This is a genomic window from Micromonospora craterilacus (genome assembly GCF_003236315.1).
GTDB classification, from domain to species: Bacteria; Actinomycetota; Actinomycetes; order Mycobacteriales; family Micromonosporaceae; genus Micromonospora; species Micromonospora craterilacus.
The window spans coordinates 1-15,809 of the sequence record NZ_POTY01000173.1 but is presented as its reverse complement, the minus strand read 5'-3'; the positions used below and the strand labels follow the sequence as shown (position 1 = coordinate 15,809).

14 protein-coding genes are annotated in these 15,809 nt (G+C 72.6%); 6 read left to right on the top strand and 8 right to left on the bottom strand.

Features of this window, described 5'->3' with window-relative positions; genetic code table 11:
- The 3 genes from C1I95_RS23480 to C1I95_RS23470 form a co-directional block, all read right to left on the bottom strand.
- Positions 1–2,524, bottom strand: a 2,524-nt coding sequence (locus C1I95_RS23480) for a bifunctional acetate--CoA ligase family protein/GNAT family N-acetyltransferase (RefSeq protein WP_111216697.1), incomplete at its 3' end; no start/stop codon positions are given.
- 28 nt (positions 2,525–2,552) lie between these two features.
- On the bottom strand, positions 2,553–3,734 hold the full coding sequence (locus C1I95_RS23475; RefSeq protein WP_111216687.1) for an acetoin utilization protein AcuC: 1,182 nt from the start codon (positions 3,732–3,734) through the stop codon (positions 2,553–2,555).
- Between the two features lie 48 nt (positions 3,735–3,782).
- Complete coding sequence (locus C1I95_RS23470; RefSeq protein WP_111216685.1) at positions 3,783–4,640, bottom strand: sulfurtransferase; 858 nt, start codon at positions 4,638–4,640, stop codon at positions 3,783–3,785.
- Positions 4,641–4,741: 101 nt separating this feature from the next.
- Between C1I95_RS23470 and C1I95_RS23465 the strand changes: the two genes are divergently transcribed.
- Positions 4,742–5,431 (top strand): iron-dependent transcriptional repressor DtxR, encoded by a 690-nt coding sequence (locus C1I95_RS23465; RefSeq protein ID WP_111216683.1) that lies wholly within the window; start codon positions 4,742–4,744, stop codon positions 5,429–5,431.
- 38 nt (positions 5,432–5,469) lie between these two features.
- Here C1I95_RS23465 and C1I95_RS23460 read toward each other — a convergent pair whose 3' ends face one another.
- On the bottom strand, positions 5,470–5,709 hold the full coding sequence (locus C1I95_RS23460; RefSeq protein ID WP_111216681.1) for a DUF5522 domain-containing protein: 240 nt from the start codon (positions 5,707–5,709) through the stop codon (positions 5,470–5,472).
- A 159-nt stretch (positions 5,710–5,868) separates the two neighbouring features.
- On the opposite strand from C1I95_RS23460, the gene C1I95_RS23455 reads away from it, so the two are divergent.
- Positions 5,869–6,210 carry a YciI family protein gene (locus C1I95_RS23455; RefSeq protein ID WP_111216695.1) on the top strand — a complete coding sequence of 114 codons (342 nt, stop codon included), beginning with the start codon at positions 5,869–5,871 and terminating at the stop codon, positions 6,208–6,210.
- A gap of 137 nt (positions 6,211–6,347) precedes the next feature.
- The gene (locus C1I95_RS23450) at positions 6,348–7,523 is read left to right on the top strand and encodes an RNA polymerase sigma factor (protein WP_111216693.1); all 1,176 of its coding nucleotides are present in this window, start codon (positions 6,348–6,350) and stop codon (positions 7,521–7,523) included.
- Here C1I95_RS23450 and C1I95_RS23445 read toward each other — a convergent pair.
- The gene (locus tag C1I95_RS23445; protein WP_233513832.1) at positions 7,464–8,567 is read right to left on the bottom strand and encodes a GlxA family transcriptional regulator; all 1,104 of its coding nucleotides are present in this window, start codon (positions 8,565–8,567) and stop codon (positions 7,464–7,466) included. The two genes, C1I95_RS23450 and C1I95_RS23445, sit on opposite strands and share 60 nt — an antisense overlap.
- An 83-nt stretch (positions 8,568–8,650) precedes the next feature.
- On the opposite strand from C1I95_RS23445, the gene C1I95_RS23440 reads away from it, so the two are divergent.
- Positions 8,651–9,079 carry a DUF6010 family protein gene (locus C1I95_RS23440; protein WP_111216679.1) on the top strand — a complete coding sequence of 143 codons (429 nt, stop codon included), beginning with the start codon at positions 8,651–8,653 and terminating at the stop codon, positions 9,077–9,079.
- A gap of 53 nt (positions 9,080–9,132) precedes the next feature.
- On the opposite strand, the gene C1I95_RS23435 is transcribed toward C1I95_RS23440, so the two are convergent.
- Positions 9,133–10,404, bottom strand: coding sequence for a BtrH N-terminal domain-containing protein (locus C1I95_RS23435; RefSeq protein ID WP_111216678.1), 1,272 nt, complete (start codon positions 10,402–10,404; stop codon positions 9,133–9,135).
- A gap of 277 nt (positions 10,405–10,681) precedes the next feature.
- Between C1I95_RS23435 and C1I95_RS23430 the strand changes: the two genes are divergently transcribed.
- Positions 10,682–11,167 carry an HIT family protein gene (locus tag C1I95_RS23430; protein WP_158566451.1) on the top strand — a complete coding sequence of 162 codons (486 nt, stop codon included), beginning with the start codon at positions 10,682–10,684 and terminating at the stop codon, positions 11,165–11,167.
- On the top strand, positions 11,167–11,859 hold the full coding sequence (locus C1I95_RS23425; RefSeq protein WP_146605796.1) for a hypothetical protein: 693 nt from the start codon (positions 11,167–11,169) through the stop codon (positions 11,857–11,859). The genes C1I95_RS23430 and C1I95_RS23425 overlap by 1 nt, the downstream gene beginning before the upstream one ends.
- A 261-nt stretch (positions 11,860–12,120) precedes the next feature.
- Here C1I95_RS23425 and C1I95_RS23420 read toward each other — a convergent pair whose 3' ends face one another.
- Both C1I95_RS23420 and nrdR read right to left on the bottom strand, forming a co-directional pair.
- The gene (locus tag C1I95_RS23420) at positions 12,121–14,997 is read right to left on the bottom strand and encodes a vitamin B12-dependent ribonucleotide reductase (RefSeq protein ID WP_111216689.1); all 2,877 of its coding nucleotides are present in this window, start codon (positions 14,995–14,997) and stop codon (positions 12,121–12,123) included.
- Positions 14,998–15,062: 65 nt separating this feature from the next.
- Positions 15,063–15,563, bottom strand: coding sequence for a transcriptional regulator NrdR (nrdR, locus tag C1I95_RS23415; RefSeq protein ID WP_111216675.1), 501 nt, complete (start codon positions 15,561–15,563; stop codon positions 15,063–15,065).
- Positions 15,564–15,809 lie beyond the last annotated feature (246 nt).

Genomic DNA, 15,809 nt, shown 5'->3' with positions numbered 1-15,809 from the left:
GGGTGGCGGAGCCGACCCGGACGGCGGCGTGCAGCACCGAGAGGCCGTCGGGGCGGGCGAGCACCGGGTTCAGCGTCAGCGCGCGGACCCGGGGCTGCTCGTCGGCCAGCCGCCCGACCCGCAGCAGCAGGTCGGCCAGGGCGGCGCGATCCACTGGAGCGGCGCCCCGGTGCCCACGCAGCAGCGGGGCCGCCCGTGGCGCGTCGACCAGCTCGGCGGCATCCCGGTCGGTCAACGGCACCGCCCGCCAGGCCCGGTCGCCGAGCAGTTCGGTGGCGACCCCACCGAGGCCGAAGCCGACGACCGGGCCGAACGCCGGATCCTCGACCAGTTCCACCACACAGGCCACCCCGGGCGGGACCATCGGTTGCACCAGGACGTCCGCGCCGAACGCCGCCGCCATCTCGGCGTACGTCCGGCGTACGGCGGCGTCGTCGGGCAGGTCGAGGCGGACGGCACCGAGGTCGAGCCGGTGCCGCAGCCCACCGGCAGCAGCCTTCAGCGCCACCGGGAACCCGAGCCGGGCCGCCGCCTCGGCGGCCTCCTCGGCCGAGGCGACCGGCACCGACTCGACCACGTCGATGCCGTACGCGGCGAGCAGCGCTCCCGGGTCGGTGCCGTCCACCCGCAGCGCCGCCTGCGCCGCCAGGGGGTCGACGTCCGGCAGTTCGGGCAGCACCCCGGGTGGCCGGCGCAGCCAGTCGGCGTACCCGGTGACCCGGGCGAGCGCGCGGACCGCCTCCTCCACGCTCGGATACGAGGGCATCCCCGTCGGCGCCCGGCCGACCAGGAAGGTGGCCACCGCGGGCTTGGCGGCAGTGAACGCGGCGGGCAGGGCGGCGGCGAGATCCGCCTCGGTGCCGGTGAACTGGCCGGGCAGCGGCGGCGCGAAGAGGGCCACCAGCGCGTCGACGGTCTCGTCGGCGGCGGCCTCGGCGAGTGCGTCGGCGAAGTCGGCGGCGCTGGCCCGTGGCCCGACGTCACGGGGATAGCCCACGGCGACGGTCAGGCCCTGGGCCGCGCAGGCGGTGGCCGCCAGCCCGGTCAGCGCCGAGGAGTTGCCGACGATGCCGACCCGGTTCCCGGCGGGCAGTGGCTGGTTGGCCAGCAGCACCCCGACATCGAGCAGCTCGGCGACGGTGTCCACCCGGATCACCCCGGACTGGGTGAACAGCGCGCTCACCGCCATCTCGTCCGGGCCGACGGAATCGCCCACTCCCGGCGGGCGGGCCGGGGAGGCCAGCGCCACCACCGGCTTGTCCCGGCCGATGCGCCGGGCCAGCCGGGCGAACTTGCGCGGGTTGCCGAAGGTCTCCAGGTACAACATGATCACGTCGGTCGCCGGGTCGTCCTGCCAGTACTGCAGCAGGTCGTTGCCGGAGACGTCGGCCCGGTTGCCGGCCGAGACGAAGCTGGACAGGCCCAGCCCCCGCCGGTCCGCCTCGGCCAGCAGCGCCACACCGAACGCGCCCGACTGGCTGAAGATGCCGACCCGGCCGGGCACCGGCAGGCGGGGGGCGAGGGTGGCGTTGAGGCGTACGGTCGGGTCGGTGTTCGCCACCCCCAGGCAGTTCGGGCCGATCACCCGCATGCCTGCGGCGTGCGCCGCGCGGACCAGCGCGCGCTGTGCGGCGGCGCCCGCGACGCCGGCCTCGGCGAAGCCGGCGGAGATGACGACCAGGCCGTGCACCCCGGCCGCGGCGGCGTCGGCGACCACCTCCGGCGCCGACTCCGGCGGCACCGCCACCACCGCCAGGTCGACCGGCAGCCCGGCGCCGGCCGCCGACGGGTACGCGGGCAGGCCGGCGACCCGGGCGGCGGTGGGATGCACCGGCACCACCGCCCCGGTGAACCCGCCGTCGCGTAGGTGCCCGAGCACCGCCGCGCCGACGCCCTGGCCGGTGGCGCTGGCGCTGTAGACGGCGACGCCGCGCGGGGCGAGCAGCCGGGCGATGGAGCGGGCCTCGGTGCGGTGCTCCCGCCCGCGCTGCACCTCCAGGGTCGCGTCGGTGGGTGCGATCGGGAAGCTGAGGTGCACCACGCCGTCGGCGAACTGGCGCTGGATCTGGTACCCGAAGTCGGCGAAGACCCGCAGCATCTGGCCGTTGGCCGGGAGCACCTCGGCCACGAAGTTGACGATCCCGGCCCGCCGGGCGGCGTCGGCCAGGTGCTCCATCAGCACCGAGCCGATGCCCCGGCCCTGGTAGGCGTCCTCCACCACGAAGGCGACCTCGGCGTCGGGCGACTGTGGGCCGAGCCGCTCGTAGCGGCCGACGGCGACGATGTGGTCGCCGGCCAGCACCACGAACGCCTCCCGGTCCCGGTGGTCGACGTTGATGAAGCGTTGCAGGTCACGGTCGGGGATGCGCGGGTACGGCGAGAAGTAGCGCAGGTAGCGGGTGCGCTCGGAGAACCGGGAGTGCATGGCCACGATCGACGGCCCGTCCGACGGGCGGATCGGTCGCAACTGGACGGTGCTGCCGTCGCTGAGCAGCACGTCCACGGCTTGTTCGGCTGTGGTCACCTCGGCGGCCCTCCCCCGGCCGGCGTAGTCAGTCGCGTGGATCGTGCGGGTCGAGGCCGAGCAGCGGGAAGACCGCCTTGCGGGTCGCGGCGATCGCCCGGTCCACCAGGTCCGGCTCGCCGGTGGGCTGCCAGGGCTCGTACCCGGGGTCGACGTCATCGGTCATCCGCAGTGGCACGTCGAAGCCGGGCCGGCGGGCCGCGGCCAGTTCCCGCCAGGCCGGCGGGGTCAGCGTGGCCGGGTCCAGCGGCGCGCCGGTGGCCACCGCCAGCAGGTGCGTCCAGGCCCGGGGCACCACCTCGACCAGGGCGTACCCGCCGCCGCCGGTGGCCACCCAGCGGCCGTCGCACAGCTCGTCGGCGAGCGCCCGGAAGGCCAGGTAGGTGGCCCGCTGCCCGTCGACGGAGAGGTGCAGGTCGGCGAGGGGGTCGACGCGGTGGGCGTCCGCACCGCACTGGGTGAACAGGATCTGCGGGCGGAACGCGCGCAGCACCGACGGCACGATCGCGTGGAAGGCCCGCTGCCAGCCGGCGTCCGCGACACCCGGTGGCAGCGGCACGTTGACCGCGCTGCCCACGGCGTCCGGGCCGCCGGTCTCGTCGGGGAACCCGGTGCCGGGGAACAGCGCGAGGGGGGTCTCGTGCAGGCTGACGGTCAGCACTCGCGGGTCGTTCCAGAAGATCTGCTGCACCCCGTCGCCGTGGTGCACGTCGACGTCGACGTACGCGATCCGCTCCGCGCCGAGGTCGAGCAGCCGGGCGATGGCCACCGCCGGGTCGTTGTAGACGCAGAAGCCGGCGGCCCGGGCCGGCATGGCGTGGTGCAGGCCACCGGCCACGTTAACCGCGCGGCGGGCCGCACCGCGCCACACCGCCTCGGCGGCGGTCACGGACGCCCCGGCGACCAGCGCGCTCGACTCGTGCATCCCGTCGAACACGGGATTGTCCGAGGTGCCCAGGCCGAAGCCGGCGAAGAGCGGGTCGCGCGGGGCGATCCGGACCGCGTCCAGGTAGCGCGGGTCGTGCACCCGGGTCAGCAGCGCGTCGTCGGCCGGCGCGGGCTTGACCAGCCGCACCCCGGGTCGTTGCAGAATGCCGAGTTCCCGGGCGAGCGCGATGGTCAGCTCGACCCGTACCGGGTCCAGCGGGTGGTCACCGAGGTCGTAGGCGAGCAGCGACTCGTCCCACACCACCACCGTGTCGTCGGACATCTGCCCATCGTCGCACGGGGCCCGCCATGCGGCCGGCGCGCGTACCGGTCAGGCGTCGGGTGGCGGGGCGGTGGCCACTGGCCGGTCCGGGTCGGCCACCCAGTTGCTCCACGAGCCGACGTAGAGCGCGGCGTCCGGCCGGCCGGCCAGGTGCAGCGCGAGCACGGCCTGCGCGGCGGTCACCCCCGAGCCGCAGTACGCCCCGACGGGTGCGTCGGCGGCCACCCCGGCGGCGGCGAACCGGTCCCGCAACGCCTCGGTGGCCGGGAAACGGCCGTCGGTGACGTACCCGGGCGCCGGCAGGTTCACCGCGCCGGGGATGTGCCCGGCGACCGGGTCGATCGGCTCGTGTTCGCCCCGGTAGCGGGGTGCGGCCCGGACGTCGAGCAGGACGCCGTCGCCGGCCGCGGCCAGCCGGGCAGCCGCCGTCGCGTCCAGCACCGGCAGGGCACCCGGGCGGACGGCCACGTCGCCGGGGGTGGGGGTCGGCTCGTCGGTGCTGGTGGGCAGGCCGGCCGCCAGCCAGGCCGGGAAGCCGCCGTGCAGCAGCCGTACCGGCCGGTGCCCGGCCCAGCGCAGTGTCCACCAGGCGCGGGCGGCGGACATGCCGTCGCCGCCGTCGTACACCACCACGGGATGACCGGCGCGCACCCCGGCGGCCCGCAGCGCCGCCTGCAACGCGGCCGGGTCGGGCAGCGGGTGCCGGCCGGCCGGGCCGGGCGGACCGCACAGCGCGGTGTCCAGGTCGACGAAGACCGCTCCGGGCAGGTGCCCGGCCGCGTAGTCGTCCCGGCCGGGCGGGCCGGCCAGCCGCCAGCGGACGTCGAGCAGGGTGGGCGGGTCGGCCCCGTCGAGCTCGGCGGCGAGCCGCCCGGCCTCGACCAGAAGATCCTCGGTACCGGACATGGCGTCCAGTCAACACCATCGGTGACCGGGGGCGACGGTTCGGCGGCGGCCGTCCGGGGGTGCGGCAGGGTACCATCGATCACCGGAGGGCCGCTGACACCATGAAGTCTCACGACCTGGTCGATACGACCGAAATGTACCTGCGCACCATCCTCGAACTCGAGGAGGAGGGCGTGCCACCGCTGCGCGCCCGGATCGCCGAACGGTTGCGCCAGAGTGGCCCCACCGTCAGCCAGACCGTCGCCCGGATGGAACGCGACGGCCTGCTCACGGTCGAGGGCGACCGGCACCTCAGCCTCACCGCGCTCGGCCGCAGCACCGCCGTCTCGGTGATGCGCAAGCACCGGCTCGCCGAGCTGCTGCTGGTCAACGTGATCGGGATGCCCTACGAGGAGGCCCACGAGGAGGCCTGCCGCTGGGAGCATGTGATGAGCGACGCGGTCGAGAAGCGGGTCTACGACCTGCTCAACCGGCCGACCCGCTCGCCCTACGGCAACCCCATCCCGGGGCTGGAGGAGCTGGGCTCACCCGGCGAGGCAGAGCCGGAGCCGGCCGACGGCGAGCGCAACCTGGCCTTCCCCGGCCTGACCGGCAAGGTGGTCGTCCGGCGGATCTGCGAGAGCGTGCAGACCGACGCGGAGGTGCTCCGGCAGCTGCACGCGGCCGGCGTCGACCCGGGAGCCACCGTGACGGTGGCGCAGGAGCGCGACGCCGTCGCCATCGACCGCTCGGGCGAGAGCGTCCGACTGCCCCGCGAGGTCGCCTCCCGGGTCTTCGTCGCCGCCGCCTGACGCGCCGTCAGCTCACCTACGAGCAGTGCCGCGCGCCGTCAGCCCACGTACGGGCAGTGCCGGCAGCCCCGACCGCAGCAGGTGCCGCGACGGGCCAGGAAACCCGCGGTGAGCACGAACAGCCCGGTGCCCGGGTCCAGGTAGCCGGCCTCGCCAGCGGCCAGCGCGGCGGCGTGCGCGGCGAGGATCCGCTCCCGCCCGGGGTGCTCGGGCGGCAGCCGCGACGGGTGCGGCTCGGTCAGCGGCCGCGCCGCCAGGGGCCGTCGTTCTCCGCTCATCCGGGGCAGTCTAGGCAGCCGGCGACGGACCGACCGCGCCGCTGGCGGCCCGCCCCGGGCGCGACCACTGGCGCAGAAAGTTTCCGGGACGCTGTCGATTCCGGCTGGCCCGGTCCGTCGGTACGGCAGAGGATGGACAACGATCCCGAGGAGGACCCGATGGCCCAGTACGCAGTCCTTGTCTACTCGCCGGCGCCGGCCGACCCGATGGACCTCACGCCCGACTACGTGGCGCTGCTCGAGCGCTACCCGGCGCAGGTTGCGGAGCTGGGCGGGCAGATCGTCACGGGCTTCGCGCTGCAACCGAGCACCACGGCCACGGCAGTGCACGGCGACATCGTCACCGACGGCCCGTTCATCGAGGCCAAGGAGGTCGTCGCCGGGTTCTACGTCCTGGAAGCGCCCGACCTGGACGTCGCGCTGAAGATCGCCAAGCTCAACCCGGCCACCATCCACGGCGGGGTGGAGGTCCGGCCGCTGTTCACGCCGCCCGCCGAGTGAGCGACCGCCAGCCCGCCGCCGTGACCAGCACCCCCGAGGCCGGAGACGCCGCCCCGGCCGAGCACGCCGGGGCGGCCGCACACGGCGCGGCGGCGGAGCGGGCCGTGGTGGAGGCGCACCGTCGCGAGTGGGCCTTCGTGCTCGCCGCGACGGCGCGCGTCGCCGGCGACTTCGACCTCGCCGAGGAGTGCGTCCAGGAGGCGTACGTCGCCGCGCTCGGCGCGTGGGCGCGCGACGGCGTACCGGACAAGCCCGGTGCGTGGCTCACCGCCACCGCCCGGCGCAAGGCCTTCGACGTGCTGCGCCGGCGACAGGTGTTCCGCTCGAAGCTGCCCCTGCTGGTGGAACCGGACGAGGCCGAGATGGACGAACCCGACGAGGACGCCGTACCCGACGACCGGCTTCGCCTGGTGTTCACCTGCTGCCATCCGGCGATCGCCCGCGAGGCGCAGGTGGCGCTCACGCTGCGCCTGGTCTGCGGGGTGAGCACCGGCGACATTGCCCGCTCCTTCCTGGTCTCCGAGCCAACCATGGCGGCTCGGGTGACCCGGGCCAAGAAGAAGATCTCCGCGGCCCGGATTCCGTACCGGGTGCCGGAGGCGGCCGAGCTGCCCGAGCGGCTGGACGCCGTGCTCACCGTCGTCCACCTGCTCTACACCACCGGGCACACCGCGCCCTCCGGCGCCGACCTGGTTCGCGCCGACCTGGTGGAGCGCGCGCTGCACCTGACCCGGATGCTGCTGGCCCTGATGCCCGACGAGCCGGAGGTACGCGGACTACTCGCGCTGCTGCTGCTCACCGACGCCCGCCGGGCCACCCGCACGGACGCCGAGGGCCGGCTGCTCCGGCTGGCGGAGCAGGACCGGTCCGCCTGGGACCGGACCGCCATCGGCGAGGGCCGCCGCCTGGTGCTCGACGCGTTCCGCACCGGTCGGGTCGGCCGGTACGCACTCCAGGCCGCCATCGCCTCGCTGCACGCCCTCGCCCCCAGTTACGCCGCCACCGACTGGCCGCAGATCGTGCAGCTCTACGACGCGCTGCTGACCCGCTGGCCGTCCCCGGTCGTCGCACTGAACCGCGCGGTAGCCGTGTCGACGGTGGCCGGCCCCGCCGCCGCGCTCGCCGACGTCGACGCACTGGCCCAGGACCCCCGACTGGCCGGCTACCACTACCTACCCGCAGTCCGCGCCGACCTGCTGCGCCAGCTCAACCGCCCCACCGAAGCCGCCCAGGCCTACCGGGCAGCGCTGGAACTAGCCGACAACGACGCCGAGCGGGAGTTCCTCACCACCCGCCTCGCCGAACTCACCTAACCCTGGCGGCGCCCCTGCCCGGCACCCCGGATCTTGCACTTCCGGTCGCCGAGATGACCCTTTTGCAGCTTCTGCCCGGACGAAAAGTGCATGATCGATGGGCTGGCTCACGGCGGGCGGCGGGAACGCCGCCCGGTAGTCGCGCGGGCTGACGCCGACGAGTTGCCGGAAGCACTCCCTGAATGCGGTCGGCGAGGCGAACCCGACGAGCGCGCCGACGCGTTCGACCGGTTGGTCGGTCTGTTCCAGCAGCTGCTGGGCTCGCCGGACCCGGTGCCGGTTGAGCCAACGCATCGGCGTGGTGCCGGTCTGGTCGCGGAAGTGCCGGCTCAGCGACCGGGTGCTCATCGAGACGTACGCGGCGATCTCGGCCAGGGTGAGCGGATGGTGGAGGTTGTCGGTCATCCAGGCCAGGAGTGGCTGGAGGCTATGTCCCGCTGGCACGGGTGGTTCGTACGCGATGAACTGCGCCTGTCCCCCGGCCCGCTCCAGCGGCATGACGCAGCAACGCCCGGTGTCGGCGGCGACCGTCGCGCCGTGGTCCCGCCGCACGACATACAGGCACAGGTCGAGCCCGGCCGCGGCACCGGCCGAGGTCAGCACCGGATCGTCGTCGACGAACAGCACGTCCGGGTCGACGGTGACGGCGGGATACCTGCGGGCAAGCTCGGCCGCGGCGGCCCAGTGGGTGGTGGCCCGCCGCCCGTCGAGCCGGCCGGCGGCGGCCAGCACGAAGGCGCCGGTGCAGATCGACACCAGCCGGGCCGAGCTGGTGGCCAGCGCGTCGCGGATCGCGGCGGGCAGCGGGGTGTCCAGGTCGGCGATCCCCGGTACGACCACCGTGTCGGCCTCGGCCAGCACGGACAGGTCGTGGGGTACCCGCACCCCGACCGCTCCTGCCCGCACCTCCTCGGTGACCGCGCAAACCCGCACCTCGTAGGCAGGGCGACCGTCGGCGAGCCGCGCGCGGCCGAACACCTCGATCGGCACGGACAGGTCGAACGGGACCACGCCGTCGTATGCGACGACCATCACTCGGTGCACATGCCCATTTTGGCGAGAACCCGTCGATCGATGGCCCGCCGGCCCCTGCTCGGCGCCGGTCGCCGCACCTAGATTCACCGGCCATGACCATCCTCATGCCGCTGCTCGTCGGCGCCCTGTACGTCTGCCTCAACTCGCTGATCCGGGAACCACAACGCCGCCGGTTCAACGCGATCATGGTCGCCGGGGCCGGGGCGGCGTACCTCAGCGGCGGCGGGCTGGCGGGCTGGGAGTTCCCGTTCGTTGCGGTGCTGGCCTACGTGGCGTACCGGGGGCTGGAGTCGTGGCGGTGGATCGGCGTCGGCTGGCTCCTGCACACCGGCTGGGACGTGGTCCACCACCTGTACGGCAACCCGATCATTCCGTTTCTGCCCGGCTCGTCGTTCGGCTGCGCGATCTGCGACCCGGTCATCGCGCTGTGGTGCCTGACCGGCGGGTGGTCAGTGCGGGACCTGCAGCAGGCCCGCACCATCCGCCGGGCAGGGCCGGCAGCAGCCAGCCGAACCAGCTGACTCCTGCCGGCCCGGCGAGTACGCGGGGCAGCGGCTGACCACGGGTAAGCAGGTCACACCGCGAGCGCGCGGGCCGCCTTCCGTAGCGCGTCGACGGCCATCGCCTCGGTCTCGTAGGCCGCCGCGATCGCGGCGGCCAGCGCGGGGAAGTCGGGTTGGACCGGTGGCCGCCGGTCGAGTTCCGCGCGGCCGGCCCAGAGCGCTTCGGCCGCCGCCGAGCGCTCGCCGTCGCCCTCGTCACCGAGCGCGACCGCTGCCGCGAGATCCGCGGTCAGCTCGCGGACCTGCCGGTACTCGGGTACGTCGGCGGGAAGCGCGGTCTCGGCCACCGCGTGCCACGCCGCTGCCGCGTCGCGGAACCGGTCGCCGCAGGCGGTCAGATCGGGGGCGCGTAGCAGGGCCGCGGCCTGGTCGAGGAAGGCGGCGTAGAGATCCCGCAGGTGCCCGCCGGTGGCGCCGACCGGCTCCACACCCTCCCAGATCGACAGCAGCGCGCCGACCAGGCCGGTGCCGTCTGCGAAGACCTTCGTCCATCCCTTCGCCGCCTTGGGGTCGGCTGCCAGCTTGGCCCACTTGCGCCAGGCCGGCAGGGCGAACGACGCCGAGGAACCACCGAGCCCAGCGAGGCAGTCGCCGATACCGGCCACCACCGCCGCCGCCAGGTCCGCATCGCCCGGGCCTTCAATCTCCCACAGGCAGTTCTGGTACGAGCCGACGCGGGCCCGTGCCCGGTCGAGGCGGGCCCGGTCGACGGTGAGCGGGCCGAGGTTGCGGTCGTCGAGGCGTACCCCGTCGTCGGTGTACGCGTAGGCCACGACCTGGTGGCCGCCGTGGCCGTCGAGGTGCGCGGGAAGATGCCAGTAGCCGACGATCTGCCGGTCCGGCACCACGATCGCCGGGTGGCCGGCGTCGAGGGCGGCGGCCAGCGCGGCCTGGGCCTTCTTCACCCCGCCGGTGCGCGCCACCCGGAACGGCACGCCGAGCCGGGTCAGCGTCGCGTCGGTCCAGTCCAGGTAGTTCCACCGGTGCCGGAAACCGAGCGTCAGCACAGCGGTGTCGTACGCCGCGAACTCCCACAGGATGTAACCGGCGCCGAGGCCGCCGCCGACGCCGAGGACCATCGCCTCGGAGATCTCGCGCCCGTGGTGGTGCAGGACGTTGGCGATGTTGGCGGCCTCGGGGTGCACGCCGCCGCGCAGCGCGTACCCATGGTCGGTCTGCTCGCGGCTGGTGCCCACGATGTGCCGGCGGGCTTCGGCGTAGCGCTCGCCGGTGCGGGCCATCCGGGCGCGGATACGGGCCTTGAGATGCTTGTCGCTGGTCATGATGTCCTCGTCTGCGGCACGTCGACCCGCCCGACCCACGCTCGCGACGGTTTCGACGGCCAACAGCTGGACACGCGCAACCAGTCCGGTGCTCCCCCGAGGCCGTGGAACCCCTTGCCTCCGCAGTGCCCAGCGGCGTGGGTGCCGGGTCTGGAGGTCAGGCGCGGAGGCGCGCCCCCACAAACCCTACCGCCCCGCCTGCACGGTGCCAGAGACGGGCAACTTTCGCACCAAGATCGTTTTTGAGGAGGGCTAGCGTGTGGGGGTGGGGTGTTACGTGTGTTGGAGTGAGGAGCGTTTCGAGACGCTGCCGGCACGGGAGCGGGTGGGCTTCGACGAACACTGGCGGGTCGTGCACGCGTTCAACAGCCGCTTGCTGGGCTGGCTGGTGCTCGCACCACGCCGGCACATCACCTCGATCGCCGAGCTGACCGATGCCGAGGCAGCGAGTCTCGGCACCTGGCAGGTCCGGCTGTCCCGAGCCCTGGCCGCTGTCACCGGCTGCGTGAAGACCTACGTCATCCAGTACGCCGAGAAGGAGGGCTTCGCCCACGTCCACTTCCACGTGGTGCCCCGCTTGCCCGACATCCCGCTCGACCACAGAGGACCCCGCGTCTTCGCCTACCTCGATACCGACCCCGACGACCGCATCCCGGCCGCCCAGATGGACGCCCTAGCCGTCGAGTTGCAGTCCCACCTGAACCAGCCCACTCCCTCGGCGGGGCCGGGGGCGAGTAGCCTCACGCCCGCACCGCCCCACTGATGGCGACCAGGATCGCTGAAAGCCATCCGACGAAAGCGCGGACCGGTCCTGAGGATTCGATGCCCGTCACGTTGCGGCGCGCCTGGTTCGGCCACGAACTCGGCGAGTTTCGCCCCTGCCTCCACACATACGACGAGTATCCGCTCGACGAGCAGCCCGAGCTTGATCTGCACGGCACCTTCGCCTGGCTCGGCCAGCCAGGCGCCAGAGATGACGCCGGGGTTGCGCACCTCCAGACACTCGACCGGCTGCTTGCTGCGGACCGCCTTGCACTGCCAGACGATTTCGTCACGTTCTACAGCGACGCCGAGCGAAGCTACGCGTTGGATGATGCCTCCGCGACGGGCTGCTGGACCGACCTGTCCAAATCGCCGATAGTCAGCCCGATCGAACCCGAGGCCCGAATGGTCCGCTTCCTGCGCGACCAGCAGGACTGCGTGATCTGGTATCTCTACCTCCGCCCGGCGGATTCGCTGGTCGTCCACTCGGCTGTCGACTACGGCAGCCTGAGCGAGGACGACTGGTCCGGCTACGAGCCGGACGAGATGGAGATCGTGCAGTGCGCGGCAAGTTTCGAGGAGTTTGCCTACCGCTTCTGGCTGGAGGGCACCATCTGGATACGGCTCAATGGCCGCGACGACCAGCCCCTCGACCAAACGATGCTCGCCTACCTGAACCACTACCGGCGGTAGCGGGTAACACGGACCTGGTCGGCTTTCCTCTCCACATTCATGCGCTGACGGCCGAGTGGGCGGGGCCGTGCTCGATCCAGGAAAAAGTGGCATCCGCGCGGCAACAAGGCAACTCGATCCTGGATCGAGCGTGATCTAGCGCGGGATGCACCGAAGGGCGACTCGGCCCCAAGATTCAGCTCAAGGAGCCGCGCCGGATGGAAGCCGGACGGGACGAGCCCCAGGCGGGTGTCCGCCTGGGGCTCGTCGCGTACTCGTGGATCAGCTGCAGCCGCTGGTGGAGCCGCAGCCCTCGCAGACGTAGCAGCTACCGGCCGGACGCATCTTCGTACCGCAGGTGAAGCAGAGCGGTGCGTCGGCGGCTTTGCCGATCACGGCCTCCAGCAACTCGGTGCTGGAGCCGACGGACGGTGCCGGCTTGACGGCGGCGACGTCGGCCAGCTCAAGGGCCGGCTGGAGGATCGGGCCGACCTTCGGCTCCTCCGGCCTGGTCTCCACCGGGGCGGAGGAGGCCATCGCGGTGAGGTCCGCGGCGTTCGCCTCGGCCTCGGCCTCGGCCTGAATCTGGGCGGCCCGCTCCTTGGCGGTGAAGATGCCCAGCTCGGCACGGCGCTCGTAGGGCAGGAAGTCCAGTGCCAGGCGACGGAAGATGTAGTCCATCACCGAGGCGGCCATCCGCACGTCCGGGTCGTCGGTCATGCCGGCCGGCTCGAAGCGCATGTTGGTGAACTTGCTGACGTACGTCTCCAGCGGGACGCCGTACTGGAGGCCGATGGAGATGGCCACCGAGAAGGCGTCCATCACGCCGGCCAGGGTGGAGCCCTGCTTCGACATCTTGAGGAAGACTTCGCCCAGGCCGTCGTCCGGGTAGGACGAGGCGGTGAGGTAGCCCTCGGCGCCGCCGACCGAGAAGGAAATGGTCTCCGACGGGCGCTTCTTCGGCAGCCGCTTGCGCACCGGGCGGTACTCGACGACCTTCTCCACGACCTTCTCGACCTCGGCCGCAGCCGGCTCGGCGGCCTTGTTGGGCTTCGCCGCCGAGAGCGGCTGGCCGACCTTGCAGTTGTCCCGGTAGATCGCCAGCGCCTTGAGGCCGAGCTTCCAGCCCTCGAAGTAGATCTTCTCGACGTCCTCGACGGTGGCCTGCTCCGGCATGTTGACCGTCTTGGAGATGGCACCGGAGATGAACGGCTGGACCGCCGCCATCATCCGGACGTGACCCATCGGCGCGATGGACCGCTCGCCCATGGCGCAGTCGAAGACCGGGTAGTGCTCCGGCTTGAGGCCGGGGGCGTCCACCACGTGGCCGTGGTCGGCGATGTGCTCGACGATCGCCTCGACCTGCTCCTCGGGGTAGCCGAGGCTGCGCAGGGCGCGCGGCACCGTCTGGTTGACGATCTGCATCGAGCCGCCGCCGACCAGCTTCTTGAACTTGACCAGCGCCAGGTCCGGCTCGACGCCGGTGGTGTCGCAGTCCATCATCAGGCCGATGGTGCCGGTCGGCGCGAGCACGCTGGCCTGCGAGTTCCGCCAGCCGTTCTTCTCACCGATCTTGTTGCCCTGGGTCCACTGCTTGGTGGCCTCGCGGACCACGGCGGTGGCCACCGTGCCGGTCGGCTTGATCTGGTCGTTCGCGGCGGCGTGCTTGCGCATGACCCGCTTGTGCGGCTCGGCGTTACGGGCGTAGCCGTCGTACGCGCCGACGATGCCGGCCAGCTCGGCCGAGCGGCGGTACGCCGTGCCGGTCATCAGCGAGGTGATCGCGGCGGCGACCGAGCGGCCCTGGTCCGAGTCGTACGGCATGCCGGAGGCCATCAGCAGGGCACCGAGGTTGGCGTACCCGATGCCGAGCTGCCGGTACGCGCGGGTGGTCTCGCCGATCTTCTCGGTCGGGAAGTCGGCGAAGCAGATCGAGATGTCCATCGCGGTGATGACCAGCTCGACGCTCTTGACGAACTTCTCCACCTCGAAGCCCCCGTCGGCACGGAGGAACTTCATCAGGTTCAGCGAGGCCAGGTTGCACGAGGAGTTGTCCAGGTGCAGGTACTCCGAGCACGGGTTCGACGCGGTGATCCGGCCGGTCTCCGGGCAGGTGTGCCAGTCGTTGATGGTGTCGTCGTACTGCAACCCGGGGTCGGCGCACTCCCAGGCGGCCTGGGAGATGGTGCGGAACAGCTTCTGCGCGTCGACGGTCTCGATGGTCCGCCCGTCGAGCCGGCCGCGCAGGTCGAAGCCGCCGCCGTTCTCCACCGCGGTCATGAACTCGTCGGAGACCCGGACCGAGTTGTTGGCGTTCTGGTACTGCACGCTGACGATGTCGGCGCCGCCGAGGTCCATGTCGAAGCCGGCGTCGCGGAGCGCGCGGATCTTGTCCTCCTCGCGCGCCTTGGTGACCACGAACTCCTCGATGTCCGGGTGGTCCACGTCGAGGATGACCATCTTGGCCGCGCGCCGGGTGGCGCCACCGGACTTGATGGTGCCGGCGGAGGCGTCCGCGCCGCGCATGAAGCTGACCGGGCCGGAGGCGGTGCCGCCGGAGGAGAGCAGCTCCTTGGAGGAGCGGATCCGGGACAGGTTGGCACCGGAGCCGGAACCGCCCTGGAAGATCAGCCCCTCCTCCTTGTACCAGTCGAGGATGGAGTCCATCGAGTCGTCGACGGCGAGGATGAAGCAGGCGCTGACCTGCTGCGGCGACGGCGTACCGACGTTGAACCAGACCGGCGAGTTGAAGCTGAACACCTGGTGGAGCAGCATCCAGGTCAGCTCGTGGGCGAAGACCTCGGCGTCGGCCGGGTTGGCGAAGTAGCCGTACTCCTCACCAGCGGTGCGGTAGGTGGTGACCACCCGGTCGATCAGCTGCTTGAGCGACCACTCCCGCTCCGGGGTGCCCACCGCGCCCCGGAAGTACTTGGTGGTCACGATGTTCGCCGCGTTGACGCTCCAGCTCTCCGGGAACTCCACCCCGCGCTGCTCGAAGTTGATCGAGCCGTCCCGCCAGTTGGTCATCACGACGTCGCGGCGCTCCCAGACGACCTCGTCGTACGGGTGCACCCCCTCGGTGGTCCAGACCCGCTCCACCTTCAGGCCCGCGCCCGCCTTGCTCCGTGACCTGCTTGTTGTCACACCGTCCCCCGGCATCTCATCCGCCCCCTCGTCCACGCGGGCCCCCCGCGTGATCCGACTGTCACTACTGCTCGAAAAGTTCACTGCGCAGGGCCGGCGGCGCTGGCCGCCTCGACCCCGGCGCCCTCCCGGGCGCGCGCGGCGGCCCGCAGCGTCTCGATCTCCTGCTCGAAGTCGGCGAGCGAGTCGAACGATCGGTAGACGCTGGCGAACCGCAGGTAGGCGACCTCGTCCAGGTCCCGCAGCGGACCCAGGATGGCCAGCCCCACCTCGTGGCTGGGGATCTCGGCGGCCCCCTTGGCCCGGATGGTCTCCTCGACCCGCTGCGCCAACAGCGCGATCGAGTCTTCGTCAACCGGCCGGCCCTGGCACGCCTTGCGCACCCCGCCGATGATCTTCGTACGGCTGAACGGCTCGGTCACCCCGCTGCGTTTGACGACGGCGAGCACCGCCTCCTCGACGGTGGTGAACCGTTTGCCACACTCCGGGCAGGCTCGCCGCCGACGGATCAGCTGGCCGTCGTCGGCCTCCCGCGAGTCGACCACGCGGGAGTCGGCGTGCCGGCAGTACGGACACCGCATCGCCCGACCTCCTTGATCGACCACGGGTACGCTTCGGCCGCCTCCGGGCACGCCTCGGGACGGCGGAACCATCCCCGCAGGATGGCCGCCGGGTCAGCGGTATCGGAGTGCGGTCGGTAGTCGAACCCAACCTGTAGGCGACTTACGCCCGTGTGACTACTACATCTAGGGGTCGACCGTATGCCGCCGACGATCCGAGGTCAAGTTGGCCGGCGTGTCCGGCGCGTCACCCGACAGCCCACCCGC